The 14252-nt window shown below is 37.3% G+C and carries 15 protein-coding genes, 3 pseudogenes and 2 riboswitches; of the genes and pseudogenes, 12 read left to right on the plus strand and 6 right to left on the minus strand.

All coding sequences use genetic code 11. The features are described 5' to 3' along the window. Positions 1-5: 5 nt before the first annotated feature. Together Ga0466249_RS26590 and Ga0466249_RS26595 are read left to right on the plus strand one after the other, a co-directional pair. Positions 6-267 (plus strand): annotated as a pseudogene (locus Ga0466249_RS26590) (ribonuclease J); the annotation flags it as partial. Positions 268-326: 59 nt separating this feature from the next. Next, the gene (locus tag Ga0466249_RS26595) at positions 327-488 is read left to right on the plus strand and encodes a hypothetical protein (protein WP_312889762.1); all 162 of its coding nucleotides are present in this window, start codon (positions 327-329) and stop codon (positions 486-488) included. Between the two features lie 1130 nt (positions 489-1618). Here the strand turns inward: Ga0466249_RS26595 and Ga0466249_RS11485 are convergent. Next, the gene (locus tag Ga0466249_RS11485; RefSeq protein WP_215829604.1) at positions 1619-1849 is read right to left on the minus strand and encodes a DUF2642 domain-containing protein; all 231 of its coding nucleotides are present in this window, start codon (positions 1847-1849) and stop codon (positions 1619-1621) included. Positions 1850-2405: 556 nt separating this feature from the next. On the opposite strand from Ga0466249_RS11485, the gene Ga0466249_RS11490 reads away from it, so the two are divergent. Further along, on the plus strand, positions 2406-3047 hold the full coding sequence (locus Ga0466249_RS11490) for an ATP-binding protein (RefSeq protein ID WP_312889759.1): 642 nt from the start codon (positions 2406-2408) through the stop codon (positions 3045-3047). Then, positions 2989-3261, plus strand: a complete 273-nt coding sequence (locus Ga0466249_RS26600) for a magnesium chelatase subunit ChlI family protein (protein WP_312889760.1) — start codon at positions 2989-2991, stop codon at positions 3259-3261. The genes Ga0466249_RS11490 and Ga0466249_RS26600 overlap by 59 nt, the downstream gene beginning before the upstream one ends. A gap of 492 nt (positions 3262-3753) precedes the next feature. Here Ga0466249_RS26600 and Ga0466249_RS11495 read toward each other — a convergent pair whose 3' ends face one another. Next, entirely contained in the window at positions 3754-4011 is a 258-nt protein-coding gene (locus Ga0466249_RS11495) for a PhzF family phenazine biosynthesis isomerase (RefSeq protein ID WP_215829605.1), read from the minus strand. Positions 4012-4202: 191 nt separating this feature from the next. Between Ga0466249_RS11495 and Ga0466249_RS27780 the strand changes: the two are divergent. The 7 genes and pseudogenes from Ga0466249_RS27780 to Ga0466249_RS11530 all read left to right on the plus strand — a co-directional run. Beyond that, positions 4203-4361: pseudogene (locus tag Ga0466249_RS27780) on the plus strand (IS3 family transposase); the annotation flags it as partial. Positions 4362-4563: 202 nt separating this feature from the next. Beyond that, entirely contained in the window at positions 4564-6114 is a 1551-nt protein-coding gene (locus Ga0466249_RS11505) for a BglG family transcription antiterminator (RefSeq protein ID WP_215829606.1), read from the plus strand. Beyond that, a complete protein-coding gene (locus tag Ga0466249_RS11510; protein WP_215829607.1) occupies positions 6104-6562 on the plus strand; it encodes a PTS sugar transporter subunit IIA in 459 nt (152 codons plus the stop codon). The genes Ga0466249_RS11505 and Ga0466249_RS11510 overlap by 11 nt, the downstream gene beginning before the upstream one ends. An 81-nt stretch (positions 6563-6643) precedes the next feature. Then, the gene (locus tag Ga0466249_RS11515; protein WP_215829608.1) at positions 6644-7513 is read left to right on the plus strand and encodes a ketose-bisphosphate aldolase; all 870 of its coding nucleotides are present in this window, start codon (positions 6644-6646) and stop codon (positions 7511-7513) included. Between the two features lie 42 nt (positions 7514-7555). Continuing rightward, positions 7556-7867 (plus strand): PTS fructose transporter subunit IIB, encoded by a 312-nt coding sequence (locus Ga0466249_RS11520; RefSeq protein WP_215829609.1) that lies wholly within the window; start codon positions 7556-7558, stop codon positions 7865-7867. Positions 7868-7887: 20 nt separating this feature from the next. Next, complete coding sequence (locus Ga0466249_RS11525) at positions 7888-8973, plus strand: PTS fructose transporter subunit IIC (protein ID WP_215829610.1); 1086 nt, start codon at positions 7888-7890, stop codon at positions 8971-8973. 334 nt (positions 8974-9307) lie between these two features. Then, a complete protein-coding gene (locus Ga0466249_RS11530) occupies positions 9308-9997 on the plus strand; it encodes a D-lyxose/D-mannose family sugar isomerase (protein ID WP_215829611.1) in 690 nt (229 codons plus the stop codon). Positions 9998-10084: 87 nt separating this feature from the next. Here Ga0466249_RS11530 and Ga0466249_RS26605 read toward each other — a convergent pair. The 4 genes and pseudogenes from Ga0466249_RS26605 to Ga0466249_RS11545 form a co-directional block, all read right to left on the minus strand. Further along, positions 10085-10426 (minus strand): annotated as a pseudogene (locus Ga0466249_RS26605) (hypothetical protein); the annotation flags it as partial. A 252-nt stretch (positions 10427-10678) separates the two neighbouring features. Beyond that, positions 10679-11503 (minus strand): hypothetical protein, encoded by an 825-nt coding sequence (locus tag Ga0466249_RS11535; protein ID WP_215829612.1) that lies wholly within the window; start codon positions 11501-11503, stop codon positions 10679-10681. A 580-nt stretch (positions 11504-12083) separates the two neighbouring features. Next, complete coding sequence (locus Ga0466249_RS11540; RefSeq protein WP_215829613.1) at positions 12084-12557, minus strand: HAD family hydrolase; 474 nt, start codon at positions 12555-12557, stop codon at positions 12084-12086. 104 nt (positions 12558-12661) lie between these two features. Beyond that, complete coding sequence (locus Ga0466249_RS11545) at positions 12662-13015, minus strand: universal stress protein (RefSeq protein ID WP_215829614.1); 354 nt, start codon at positions 13013-13015, stop codon at positions 12662-12664. Positions 13016-13054: 39 nt separating this feature from the next. Further along, a riboswitch (Fluoride riboswitch) is annotated at positions 13055-13116 on the minus strand. Positions 13117-13178: 62 nt separating this feature from the next. Then, a riboswitch (Fluoride riboswitch) is annotated at positions 13179-13241 on the minus strand. 205 nt (positions 13242-13446) lie between these two features. Between Ga0466249_RS11545 and Ga0466249_RS11550 the strand changes: the two genes are divergently transcribed. Beyond that, complete coding sequence (locus Ga0466249_RS11550) at positions 13447-13812, plus strand: OmpH/Skp family outer membrane protein (protein ID WP_215829615.1); 366 nt, start codon at positions 13447-13449, stop codon at positions 13810-13812. The last annotated feature ends 440 nt before the right edge of the window (positions 13813-14252 follow it).

A 14252-nucleotide genomic window follows, 5' to 3' on the forward strand; every position in this document is an offset into this window, starting at 1 on the left:
AAGGTTCGTTTGTTGATGGCTTGGGGGTAGGGGATGTCGGTAACATCGTTCTTCGTGATCGCAGCAAATTATCCCAAGACGGTGTTTTCATTGTGGTCGTAACAATCGATAAGGAGAGCGGCTGTGTTGTAGCCGGACCGGATTTAGTGTCTCGTGGTTTTGTCTATGTGCGGGAGTCGGGTCAATTGATGGCTGAAGTCAAACAAAAGATTAAGCAGATTCTAGCGAATCTACGAGCCTAGTCAAATCACCGAGTGGGCCATGATTAATACGCGACAACAGATAATCCCTTTGCAGGCAGAGTCATATGCGGATCTTGCGGTCAGATTTTTGGACGGAAGGTATGGAACTCTAACGATGAAAGGCTCAGAAGGATTATCTGGCGGTGCAATGGTAAATATGTTATGAAAGGCAAAAATGGTTGTAACAGCAAGTATATCGACGATAGGGTTTTGTATCATGCATTTATAAATGTGTTTATGCACTGATTGAAAACAAGGGTTACTTTTTTGACAAATGCCAAGAACTGTGGGAAAACGGTAATCTGTTTCGACGCTATAAAGCAAAACAGTATACTAGAATCATAACTGAAGCTGAGCCAATAAATGAATTTGATATTGACCTATATTTTGCATTGGTAGAAAAAGTGATAGTTTATGATGACGGCAGAATAAAAGGTTAGTTGACCTACCTGCATTTTTCCGAGAGTTCTTGCCAGTATTAGCATACTTAAAAAGACCAGTGTCGTTTGCCAAGTATCTCGGAGAAATTAATTAACATCTAACGGGCTTTCAACCTTTCATTGATTATGCTGAAAAGGAGGATCAGCAACTAATAATGTTGGCTGATCCTTCAGACTTCTATTGGGTAAGCTGGTTGGACATATTTGAGCCTAGCTGCATGGTTTGACCGGAATTTTGATTTTGTTGTTGGATGACTGGTTTACTCTGCTGTATTAATTGCCCTTCTTTTGGGTTAAGCAGAGTAATTAACTCTTCTAACTATCCAACATGTTTCAGTTCCTCATCGGCTATTTAATATAGTGCTTGTTTAACGCGCTGGTCTTGGGTGGCCATTGCGTGTGCTTCGTAATCAATGATCGCTTCATATTCGCCCACGACATCGGCGCGGAGTGCCTGGACAAGTTCGTCTGAAGAAAGTTGTGCTGACGTTTGCAATAAACGGATTGCTTATCATAGCCCAAAATCCCTCCTCGTACATATGATGGGATGAATTGCAATATTATTCATTTTATATTCTGCAATTAGAAGCGAGATTGAGAAGTGAGCTACTTCCATCAGGGGAGGCGAAGAAACAGACCGATGTCATCCTGGTAAATCATACGGAACATCTTAAAATGTTTAATCTCATCATCTCTGATCGATTTTATGATCACATAATGTTCCTAATCAGGGACAATACTTAGTAAATACTGGTAGAACATTCGGTCGTGATTTTCGTCACCTAATGCTTTCAGTATTAAAGAGAACATTCCCATTTTGCTAGGTCACAGCATTTTGGGCTATATGAGTAGTGCAGAATACCTGCCTCCTAAAATTTATCAAATTTGACTCAAGAGTCGACTATATCGACTAAGCGAAATATAGGGATCTTTTATTTAACACCGCGGAATTGGCATAACACTAATAATCTGTTGGCAACGTATAAAAGTTACCCTATGTCCAATTTGCAATTCTATGTGGTCGTGTTCCACTTCCAATAACTTTCCATACAATGAATTGCGGGTTGTCTCAACTACTACTTCCATTCCCATAACTGATATTAATCTTTTCAGCCAAGAAGGTTCAACCGGGGTTATCATTTCAGGTAGCTCATATCTGTATTTCATTAAAGAAAAAGCCTCCCTTCTTATGCAATAATGTATACTACATAATATGCTAAAGATGCATTATTGGTTCAGTGTAGTAGGTAAAGGATTGCAGGTACAATAAAGACGAAGGGGGTGTCGCACTAAGAAATCGCAAGATGGTTTGTTTACTTTTTTTGCTGATGAGTTTAAGGATAAGCAGGCAATAATAATTGATAATAAACAACCACCCAAGAGTTTGTCTGGGGAATAAAGGACGTAGTACGGGCTTTTTTTAAAGTTAAGGCCGGTTAATTTTGAGGTAGATAAATGTATTCTGATAAAACAATAAGGTGCACACATGAAACAAGGGAGACAGACAACGCGTTTAATATATGTAGAGGAGTTTTTGATGGATAGGCCGACTGGCGGCTTTAGAATTGGGTAGGTCGTGATAACACTTGGAATTTTATGTTGGAAGATTAATTGTAAATTCTTTGTAGTTGATAACTTTGCATGTGGTTTAAGGAGAAGTCTTTGTACAGTGAACATTTTTCATCTTACTTACATATCTTGACCACCAGGGGCAGGTAAGACGATGCTGGCCAAGGCTCTGCCGTCTATCATGCCGAAAATGACAAATGAAGAGGCTTTGGAAGTAACTAAAATTTATAGTGTTAGTGGTATGATGGATCATGTACGGGGACTTGTGAGAACGCGGCCCTTTCGTAGTCCGCATCACACGACATCAGCAATTGGTATGATTGGCGGTGGGCGTATTCCCCGCCCCGGTGAAGTCAGTTTAAGTCATTATGGGGTATTATTTTTGGATGAATTGCCGGAATTTCCCCGTACGGTATTGGAAGTCCTTCGTCAGCCCCTAGAAGACGGACAAGTCACCATTGCCCGCGTGAATGCCACGGTGACCTATCCCGCGCAAATATTACTGATCAGTTCAGCCAATCCATGTCCGTGCGGATTTTTTGGTGACCCCAGCGGGACCTGCTGCTGCTCAGCCGCGGATATTCGACGTTATACAAAAAAAATATCCGGCCCGTTATTGGATCGGATTGATATTCATTTGCCTGTAGCGCGTCTTGATTATCAGGACTTGCTAGACAAAAAAAAAGTAGGCAGAAAATTCAGATACTATTCGTCAGCGTGTAGAGGAAGTCCGTCAAGTGGAACGGCAGCGTTTAGCGAAGTGGGGCGTTTTTTGCAATGGTGCGATGAGTCATAAACAGGTAGTAAAAACCTGTCAACTTTCTGTTGAAGCAGAGAAGCTAGTGAAACAGGCTTTTCAAAAACTTAACTTAAGTGCCAGAGTCTATGAGCGGATTCTTAAAGTGTCTCGCACGATTGCCGATTTGGCACAAAGTGAATTAATTGAAGGCGTTCATGTGGCCGAAGCCATTTATTATCGGAGTAATTTATTTGATGGACCCAATTTATAGTACAATTTGTGGAATTGAAATAATGCATATGATCAAGAAGAACTGTCGGATTAGCGATATAAATTATCGCTGGTGAGACAGTTTTTTTGTTCCTTTTGCAATTTCTCCAATTACATATAATGTAATTGGAGAAAAAAGGGCGCACAAAAACAGAGGAACATTTTCCGCCACTGAGACCCCATCTGCCACCTTGTATTTTGTTATGCAGCTTATTCACATTGTGCAGAACTGCTGTTTAAGATCAATCGGAGAGAAACGTATCACCTTTAACGGCGAAAAATGGTATCAATTCTTGTAAAATCAGGGGTTGATGCTTTTCTTCTGTTAGGTCATAAACTATCGGATTATAATCAGGTGTTCTGTGCATTTTACGGTAGGATCGCCTCCAACAATCAAATTCAAATGATTTACAGATATAGGGAGCGGCTATCTTAGATAATTATATTAACAGTTGCAGACTGATAGGAATTGCGCCATCCGCAAATCAAAGTCTTATTTTAGATTAATTTCAGTCTCAAAAACAATCACTGCTTGTCCACCCATTTTTACTTTAAATGGGCAACCATTGACAATATCTACTTGAACTTCTACGATACCACTGCGACCAATTACTGATCCTTGTTCTCCTTTAAATTTGAAAATTGAGCTATTATGTTGAACTAATTGGTGTTTAACAAGATAAGCACCCAGAGGACCATTTGCGTTACCTGTAACCGGATCTTCAGCAATGCCAATGGCCGGAGCAAACATTCTTCCATGAGTTAGTATTCCGGGAGTACTTGAATCACAGCGCCTGAAACGTTTTGTCTCGGTACATTCAAAATTCCATCCTCCTTCACTTTACAAAGATTTCAGGTTGTACTTAAACGGTATGGCCACTAGCAAAGTATGAGCCGTAAAGGTAACACTTATGACAATGCCGTTATGGAGCTTTTTACCGCACATTAAAGCGAGAGCTTGTTCAGGATGCAGATTACAACGATTTCGAACAAGCCCGCATGGAAATATTTAAATATATTGGAACCTATTATAATACTAAATGCATACACTCTGCATTAGGATGGCCAAGCTCAGAAGAATTTGAATCACAAAATCTTTAACTTTATGTCTATTTTTTGACCTGTCCATTTAAAAGTGTCTGCTAATTATGGACATTATTTAGTATTTTCAAACAATAATGCTATTGCTACAATAAAAATATGTTAAGAATAAAACGTATATAAAGTAAAGTGCGAAAAACATAAAATTTATATTTTACAAGATTAAACTACTATTAATTTCACAAATAAAGAGGTGATGATATTGGAAAGCTTAACAACACGAGAAACAAAAAGCCTTACTTTTTTAGCAAAATCCGATGGTTATGTTTCTGCTGACAGACTAGCTGATTTTTTGAATGTGTCTAAAAAAACAATTTATCGCGACATAGTATCAATAAAAAAGAAAATGGGTAACGATGTTATCAAACAAAGTAAAGGTAAAGGTTTTCGAATCGAGTTATCTTCTTTGAATATAATAAATCATAATAATATGGATGATTATCGGCAAAATCACTTTTTAGGAATGACTGCTGCTGAACGCAGAAAAAATTTATTAATATTACTGTTGCTGCAATCACCACAAGAAACATCAATAAAGAGTTTATCTGAATATTATTATGTTAGTAATGCTTCTATTGTAAATGATTTAAATAGTATTGAAAAACAACTGGGGTTATATAAATTAACTATGATTCGTTCTCATAAGGGAACTTATATAAATGGTAAAGAAAAAGACATACGTAAAATGTTAATGCATATTTTTGAGTATTTGCCAGGCTTTTTTCAAGGAAACCTTAATTTAGACAGAGAGGGCTATCATTATATATTTAAAGAAATTTCCAATGAAGATCTTGATTTTGTTGGGCACTTATTCAACGATACTGAAAATATGTTACATGCCAGTATTAAGGATCCATATTGTATAAATATCTTCACGCATTTGATTATTTTGATTAAGCGATTACGAAATAGTAGTTTTAAAGCTGATTACGAAATTTTACAAGAAAAAGATACTGAAATAAAAAACGAGCAAATATTCCAAGTTGCACAATATATTATTCAACAAATTAATACTTATATTAATTTGGAAGTACCTGAAATTGAAGTATTTTATATTTACCAATATTTAATCTCTTCTGGTTGTGGTATGGAAGTAAGCGAACAGTTCACTATGGGAATAACTCCTAAAGATTCCAAAGAAAAAGAAATAACTTTTCAATTAATCCACAATGTTTCTCGAAATCTAAATGTTGATTTTATTAATGATGTTGCCTTGCAGCAAAATTTGTTTTTGCATATGCGCTCTTTACTGAAAAGAGTACAATATGATATTTCTGTGTGTAATCCACTTTTGCAAGAAATAAAAAAAGAATTTTCGATTATGTTTGAAATTGTAAGGAGAAATCTTGCCGAACAGACAATCTTTTCTGATTTACGGAATATAAGCGACGATGAAATTAGTTATATTGTAATTTATTTTCAAGCTTCTTTAGAAAAGCAACCATCTGTAAGACGTGTATTAATTGTTTGCTCTTCGGGGGTAGGCACATCACACTTACTCAAAAATAGAGTAAAAAATGCTTTTCCTGAATGGGAGATCGTTGGTACTATTTCAGCAAATCATATTGCACAAGTTTTAGATAATGAAAAAATAGATTTAATATTAACAACTATTCAACTGAAAATACAAAAAGACATCCCTATTATTTTAGTTAGTGCTCTATTCAATAGGATTGATATTTTAAAAGTAAGAAATGTTTGGCAGACATATTGTGAACGCAATTTAATTAAGGAGGATGACAATGAAAATTGAGCAGATTTTAAATGAAAACTTAATTGATCTGGACATGAAAGCTACTACTAAGGATGAGGCTATTCGTGAACTTACAGATAGACTTTATAAGGAAGGAAAAGTGTGCAACGATGAATTATTCGTTAAGGATGTTTATCTCCGTGAGTCAGAAGGAAAGACAGGTATTGGCGGGCATATTGCAATTCCGCATGGCAAGTCAGATGCCGTATGCGTAACGTCTATAGCAGTTGGCAGAACAAAAAACGATTTGGTATGGGAATCTTTTGATGATTTACCGGTACATATTGTTATTTTGTTTGCAGTTAGAAATGTGGATAAAACAACAGTTCATGTTAAATTGTTATCTCAAGTAGCTACTGCTTTAGCGGATGATGAAATGTTAAAAAAATTACTCACTACCCAAAATAAAAAGGAGGTGATTCGCTTGTTATCTCAGCAAATACAATGATAGCAATTTATAAAAAGAAGATTATTGAAGAAAATTTTAGAAACTCGTTTATTACAATTCATTTAAAAAGAGGTTGTAATTATGTTAATCGAAATGAAAGAAATGTTGGAAGTAGCACAGGAACACAAATTTGCAGTACCTGCCTTTAATGCAGGTACTGGACAACTATTAACTGCTATGATGGAAAGCGCAGAAGAAAAACAGGCCCCTGTCATTATGGCAATTCATCCAGATGAATTGAGCTTTTTGCGTGATAGTTTTATTGCAAGTGTCCTTTACGAAGCGAACCACACCAAAATTCCTATGGTGTTGCACTTAGACCATGGTTCATCTTATGAACAGTGTATTCATGCAATTCAAATAGGATTTAACTCTGTTATGATTGATGGTTCACATTTGTCATTTGAAAAAAATATCGCTTTGACGAAAAAAGTAGTAGAAGCAGCACATCCAGTTGGAGTCTTTGTAGAAGGAGAGTTAGGTACGATTGGCAACACGGGTAATTCTATCGAAAATGGCACAACCGAAATTACCTATACAAATCCAGAGGATGCAAAAGAATTTGTTGAAAAAACTGGTGTAGATTCTTTAGCTATTGCAATTGGTACCGCCCATGGAATTTATCCAAAAGGATTTATTCCGAAATTAAAACTGGATCTTATTACTGAAATCAAAAACAAAGTAAATGTACCCTTGGTATTACATGGTGGATCTAGTAATCCAGATAAAGAAATTGCCGATTCTGTAAAACTAGGTATTTCCAAGATTAATATTTCTAGTGATATCAAATTCAGTTTCATGACAGCAGTACAAAAATATCTGGCCGAAAAGGGCTTGGAACGTGAACCAAATGTTATCTATCCGTCTTGTATTCGTGCCTGCCGTGATACTATTGAACAAAAAATGGCATTGTTTAACGACCTAGATAAAGTAAAATATTTTAAATTATAAAAATAAAAAGATGGCAGTAAGTCATACAAAAGGAGGTAGAAAATGAAAATTGTTGGTGTAGCAGCTTGTGTAGCAGGAATTGCTCATACATATATTGCAAGAGAAAAGCTGATGAAAGCTGCAGAAAAAGTCGGACATGAAATTCACATGGAAACACAGGGTACGATTGGAACTGAACATGAATTAACACCAGAACAGATTAAAGAGGCTGACATTGTAGTTCTCGCTGTTGATATAAACATCAAGGGAAAGGACCGGTTTACCGGGAAAAAAATGATAGAAGTTCCTACAGAAGTAGTTATACATTCTACAATGGGCTTACTTAATAAAATGCAAGGAATTGTAAAAAAATAGGAAAAAGGGAGGATGGATATATGCACGATTTACAGTTGAAAAAACATGCGATGACTGGCATATCCTACCTGATACCTTATGTATGTGCAGCTGGCATGTTGATGGTAATTGGAAATATATGTGGGGGTCATACAATAACGGACTATAGAGGGAGATTCTCTATTCCTGATGCATTGACAACGTTAGGTGGAGATGGATTAGGATTATTGCCAGTTTTCATTTCTACTTTTATTGCATATTCTATTGCTGATCGTCCAGGTATTGCACCAGGATTTCTGTTAGGTTTACTGTGTAAAGCAAATGGCTTTGGTTTCTTAGGCGGATTATTATCTGGTTATTTAGGTGGTTTTGTAGTAAATTGGCTAAAAAAAGTAATTAAAGTTCCTAGTTTTGCCGAGGGTATAGTTCCACAAATGATATTGCCACTCTTAACGACTATCATCGTCGGATTATTTATGGAATATATTGTTGGTGTTCCTATTATTGCATTAACAGATGGTATTAATACGCTGCTCATTAGTCTACAAGGTGGTAGTTCTATTATTATACTTGGTTTGATTCTGGGCACATTATCTGCCATTGACTATGGTGGACCTATCAACAAAGTCGTATTCGTCTTTGTACTTGGCTTTATGACAGAAGGGATTGGTGCACCTATTGCCACATTGATTTCGGCTTCTATGATTGCTCCTTTTGGTTTAACAATTGGCTACTTTTTAAGCAGAATACTCAAGCGAGATTTGTATTCTCAACAAGAAGTAGATGCTTTAAAATCGGCATTCTTAATGGGGTGTTGTCAGATTACAGAAGGATCATATCCAATTATTCTTAACGATTTAGTACGTATTACTATATGTACAGGGGTTGGTGCTGCAGTTGATGGTGCCTTAACGATGTATTGGGATTGTTCTTCTACAGTTCCGGCAGGTGGATTCTTTGCACTTCCAGGAATTAGTCATCCTGGTTTATGGTTATTAAGTTTATTGATTGGATCTTGCGTATTTGCTGTTCTTATTCAGTTATTAAAGAGGAAACCTTCAGAAGAAATAGAAATTGATGATACGGAAGAGGACTTAGATTTATCCAGCATTAAGATTTCTGGTTGAAAGCAAATATTTTAATTATAACGGAATTTTGCAATCTATATGCAGGTTCGTAAGAACCTGCATATAGATTGTGATGAATATTGAGCTTAAAGATATTGCCCTATATACGTATTTAATCTAATCGACGCAAGTGAAAATGGAGATATTTTAAAACATAAGCTGCATTTTAATGCCGATATGATTGCGGAAGTTGACGAAAAAACATTACCAATGATCTTATATAAAAAGTGCGATAAAGTATTTGATTTTAGCATATTTCATGTTATCGGCCAATATTTTATAAGTGGACATAAGCAACTTGCTTTAGTACATGGTGGTTATGGAGGAGATACAAATGAAACGGTCAGAAATAAATAATATTATTGAATATACGATCAAAAAAGCTAAAAAATTAAAATTTCCCCTGCCTCCATTCGCTTACTATACACCTGATGATTGGAGAAATTTAAAAGAAGACCAACGTGAACTCGTTGACAATATGTTGGGATGGGATGTTACTGATTTTGGAAAAAACGATTTTGAACATATCGGATTAACGATATTTACATTTCGCAATGGTAATTTTAACAAAAAAAACAAATATCCAAAACCATATTGTGAAAAACTATTATTTGTTCGTGAAGGACAGATTTTACCGTTTCACTTTCATTGGTATAAAATGGAATACGTTATTAACCGCGGTGGTGGCACGTTAAAAATAACCTTATATAATTCAAATGAAAATGAAGATTTCAATGATACCGATGTAGAAGTTCCTATTGATGGTAAAATTATAAAAATTAAAGCCGGTGAAGAGGTTTTTCTTGAACCAGGACAAAGTGTAACTTTGAGCTCTGGACAATATCATCAATGGCAAGGTGTTCCGGGAACTGGTGATATTGCATTATTTGAAGTTTCGACAACGAATGATGATAGGGTAGACAATCGGTTTTATGAAGTTAAATCACGTCTTCCGGAAGTAGAAGAGGATGAAGTCGCAAAATATTTGATGTTTAACGATTATGATAAATATGTAAGATTCTAAATTACAACAAGCAATGATTAAAAGTGCTAACAAATATTTACACATGGCAAATTATAGTTCACCTAGGCACTCTTTAACCTGCCTGATCCCGAGATTGCTTTTGGTTTGGCGAAAAAAGTTTCAATGGGCCATCTTTTGTTATAGTATTCCAAAGCTGTTTTTGTATCTAATCTCATGTCGGTACAGAGAAAAGTTCACAAACATTTCGGGTTTAAAAATGCATCTTTTGGCCAACAAAATAAGACTACAGCATGCTAGGGCAGCGTCAATGATCCTGCAGCAAGCATAGTCCCATAATAATTGATGGCCCCATATCGTTTTACATTCAAGATGAGAAAAGTGGAAATCTGTTGCTTCTATTGGATGTATGGCCTGTGACGAAGGCTTAGTCTTCTTAGAAATCGTATCGTCATGAATAATAAAGGTGGGAGTCACCTTGCACCAGCGACAAAATCGGCAATATGGCGATTTACTAGTTGAGAAAAGTAGAGTGGCAAATGTAATTTTGAAATGAAATTGTGGATTGTTGCATCATCTGATAAAATGGATGTACGAGACATGGACTCACTTCCTGTGTTTGGATTTGTGTGGTAACTTATTCTATACCACAGTTGTGAGTCTTTGTCTCTTTTTATTTTTCTTTGGAATTAATTGGGTTCGAATTTAATCATTTCTAGATAATTATTTATTTTGTTGCTTGTAGAGACAATTAACATGAACAGGGCACATAGGGCCACCAATTTCACAAGACTTGCGGCTTTCGATATTGCCACAAGTCGGTACATCTTTTAACGCGACGATAAGATCAAAAACACTCTCAATTTGTTTCCGTTCACCTTCAATCTGCAGCATGGTTGCTCCCTCAGCACCGTTGATACCTCCAGCGGCAATTACAGTTGTTTTTACGCCAGTCAAAATTTCAAGTGCATCCCTTTCAGTAACTACGTGGCCCACTAGAGGGATCATACCAACGGCCATCCCCATTGCTTTGTCCACGCGTTTGCGGCCTGTCTGCTTTGATATTTCAATTATGGAACCGGAAATAAGTTTCTCCATGCCTACAGCAATAACTAGCGGAATGCCTTCCGTCCACAGGGCGGTCAGTGATTTTCCGGCAACGCTGCCCCCCTCCACTCCGGCCAGAAGTCCAGCGACGCCATAACAGTCAAGTGCGTTGGCCCCAGTAATGAAGACATCATTGGGTCCCATTTTAACGATTTCTTCGGGCAAGGTATTGTCCGCATTATGCCATTCGCCCTGTTCTACAACGGCTATATGAGGTGCATCCGCCATCTTCCGCGGTCCGCGGGCACCGTCTGGCACAATTCGTCCGCCAAGTCGCATTGGTGGGACACCCAGCATTTCGGCTAGAGCTGATACTGTAGTACCAGATTTTAAAACCACTTGTCCATGCCCCAATGCGTGTTTTACTTCAGGAAGCTGAAGGATGGCCTGCGCAATTAGCTGCTTTGCCTGTGGAACAGTCACGATGATTTGTCCGATCAAGTCAATCCCCTCCATTAAAGATCTGTATATATATCAAGCAATAAATTATTTCGTTGTTAATATAAAAGTTCCTTGTTGTCAGTCAGAAGCTTTAACGGATATCACGCAAATATACTAAACAGCTGAGATTGAAGGGCTGATATAAAAATTAGTTAGGACTCATTGAGCCCTAGTTTGGAAAGAGAAATGTTGTGGATTTCCGATCGAGAATGGGTGGATTGACTTTAGAAGGCTTGGAAGTAGTTATAGTCTTTAATGATTGTTTTTCCTTAGACCATTCACTTGTACTATCTCGATGCATACTCATAACATCATCTCCCGATGTTATCTTTTATAAAACTATGGATTAAATTCAAAAAGCCAGGACCTAATTGGCCCTGGTTGGAGAGAGAAAAATTTACGTTTATATTATGCCTTGAAAATTGGCTTTTATGCATGGAAAAGCCAGAGCAATTGTCTCCGTAGAGAAAGTATCATTGTTCATTTCACTGGATATATCTGTGAACAGACTGACTAAACCTAGGATAATGATATCACTATGCATCTTTTACCATCTGCTTCTTTGCTGCCTCTTGCTTTTTTATGACCGTAACGTCGCACTGAGGCGCATAGGATTTAAGAACAGTTTAATAGCGTCTTCTGGTGATGGCACTACAATATTAGCTGCTGCCATGATGCCGCCGCTGACTCCCTCTGCTCCTAACACGCAGATTTTCAATCCGGCAATAAAGAACATAGGCTGATCATTGACACCATTACCGACAACCGCCGTTGTATCCGCTCCCCATTTCTGGACATAGCGGGCCTTTTCTTTTCCGTCCTTATCTTCCGGTAAAACAATTAGTTCCACATCCGGTACGTTCTTTAGTTCTTCCTGAGCCGTGCCAAAGGTATCAGCTGTAATCACTACGACAAAAACCTTCGATGCCAGTTCGGCCAGCAGCCGCCGCACTTCTTCTGAAACACGTCCATTCTCAGCCAATACGCCGTTATAATCAAACACAACATGGCGAAATTCATATTGCCTGCCATTTGGTAATTGAATAGAAATCATTTTCTCCACTCCCTTTGTCTTTGCTAGCTCAATTGAAAAATTAAATCAATCCGGCAGCAAGCAATATACCCCACTCCCTTGTGCTAATTGGGCGATAACCAGCGCTATTTCATAATCGTCACCGGCACTTTGGAATAGGTGACCACTTTTTGTGCAACACTGCCAATAACAAGGTTTTTAAAACCGCCCATACCGTGCGTTCCCATTACAATTAAATCAGCCTTGCGGTCAGCAGCATAACGAACCAGACTTTCCGCCGGATGGCCATGCAGCATTTCCGTTTGCACAGTAAGACCTTGCTCTTCACCATAAGCTGCCGCTTTTTCTAAAAGCGGACGGCAATGCTTTTCACCGTCCGCGTAAAACTCATCCACTTCATCAATACTGGAACTAAATTCCGGCGGCTTAACCAGCGCCAAAAATACCCACTGCGCTGCAATTGCAAAATTCTGCTCCATAATAGACGACCTCCTTTTTTCATTTGTTTAAAATGTATGAATCAAGTAGGAGTTATCACCGTCTGAGCGGAGTTATGGCGAACTCCATCGCCTTATTGTCTGGTAATAATGAAAAGCCTTATATATTTTTTTTCGGCGGTAAAATAAATAGACTCCTACCACCGAAGTGGTAGGAGTCATTACCGTTTATACGGGTTTCAAGGCGAACTCCATCGCCGTCATTTTAAAATAATTATAACTTAACTATTTCGTATCGTCAACGATATAACATTTATATTAAATATCTCTTATCATCTTGAAAATTCATTAGCTCAAAATATTTACAACTGTGGTGTAGAAAAAGCCACATTCGAATGCGGTCAGTGAGCCATAACAATGTGACGGATTTTTCTTGATGTTTTATTAGGGTATTTAGTAGTTGACTTGGCGCCATGTATGTTGATAAAGCTTCTAATGAATTGGGTGTTGTGGATTATCAACTTTTATTATCACAGGCTCCTGAAACGGCAACAGCACAGCAAACCCTAGATGCTGCAGTTACACAGGCCAAAAGTGATTTTGATACACAAAGTGCTAATATGAGTGATCAAGATAAGCAAGCACTTTATCAAAAAATGCAACAAGATCTTGACGAAAAGAAGCAAGAACTTATGGGACCTATTAATGACAAAATTATGGCCGCAATTAAATCGGTAGCTGATGCCAAAGGGTTAAAATCTGTTTTGTTTAAAGATAATGTTGTTTATGGCGGATTAGATATAACTAATGATGTAGGAAAAATTATTACTGGAAAGTAATAATTAATTTAAGTGTCAGAGGTTATAACCGGATTTGACACAAAGTGCCGGACTTTCGAACCGTCTCGGCGCACCATTTAAGAATATAGTAGTGGCAAGACTTAGAGATTCTGAGCCTTGCCACTACTATATTCTTTTTTTATTGTTTGTATGATATTTCATTGATTTTGTAGATTCATGTAAGAATAAAGAAAATAAATAAAAAGTATAATGCCTCCTAAATCGTATCTCGCCTTTGGATATCTCCGAGCGACCACTTTATAAATAATACTCCGTAAATATTTAAGCGTCAGTTGTGTCATGGTTTTGTCACAATTTTATAGTAGAGTATGCATAATGATGAGGTATTTGCAGTCAGTGCCTAGATCGTAGTGTTTGGTTGCTATTGGGAATAGTAGATATTGGCGAAGATACCTACCTTTAACTTAAATTATGGAGGT

It is taken from the genome of Pelorhabdus rhamnosifermentans (assembly GCF_018835585.1).
Classification (GTDB): Bacteria; Bacillota; Negativicutes; order UMGS1260; family UMGS1260; genus Pelorhabdus; species Pelorhabdus rhamnosifermentans.

What these genes read in the sequence shown, in the direction of transcription:
- Ga0466249_RS11485 (WP_215829604.1), bottom strand. Translation starts at nt 1,849, where the DNA reads ATGAAATACAGATATGAGCTACCTGAAATGATAACCCCGGTTGAACCT.
- Ga0466249_RS11490 (WP_312889759.1), top strand. Translation starts at nt 2,406, where the DNA reads ATGCTGGCCAAGGCTCTGCCGTCTATCATGCCGAAAATGACAAATGAA.
- Ga0466249_RS11495 (WP_215829605.1), bottom strand. Translation starts at nt 4,011, where the DNA reads ATGTTTGCTCCGGCCATTGGCATTGCTGAAGATCCGGTTACAGGTAAC.
- Ga0466249_RS11510 (WP_215829607.1), top strand. Translation starts at nt 6,104, where the DNA reads ATGAAAATTGAGCAGATTTTAAATGAAAACTTAATTGATCTGGACATG.
- Ga0466249_RS11515 (WP_215829608.1), top strand. Translation starts at nt 6,644, where the DNA reads ATGTTAATCGAAATGAAAGAAATGTTGGAAGTAGCACAGGAACACAAA.
- Ga0466249_RS11520 (WP_215829609.1), top strand. Translation starts at nt 7,556, where the DNA reads ATGAAAATTGTTGGTGTAGCAGCTTGTGTAGCAGGAATTGCTCATACA.
- Ga0466249_RS11525 (WP_215829610.1), top strand. Translation starts at nt 7,888, where the DNA reads ATGCACGATTTACAGTTGAAAAAACATGCGATGACTGGCATATCCTAC.
- Ga0466249_RS11530 (WP_215829611.1), top strand. Translation starts at nt 9,308, where the DNA reads ATGAAACGGTCAGAAATAAATAATATTATTGAATATACGATCAAAAAA.
- Ga0466249_RS11540 (WP_215829613.1), bottom strand. Translation starts at nt 12,557, where the DNA reads ATGATTTCTATTCAATTACCAAATGGCAGGCAATATGAATTTCGCCAT.
- Ga0466249_RS11545 (WP_215829614.1), bottom strand. Translation starts at nt 13,015, where the DNA reads ATGGAGCAGAATTTTGCAATTGCAGCGCAGTGGGTATTTTTGGCGCTG.
- Ga0466249_RS11550 (WP_215829615.1), top strand. Translation starts at nt 13,447, where the DNA reads ATGTATGTTGATAAAGCTTCTAATGAATTGGGTGTTGTGGATTATCAA.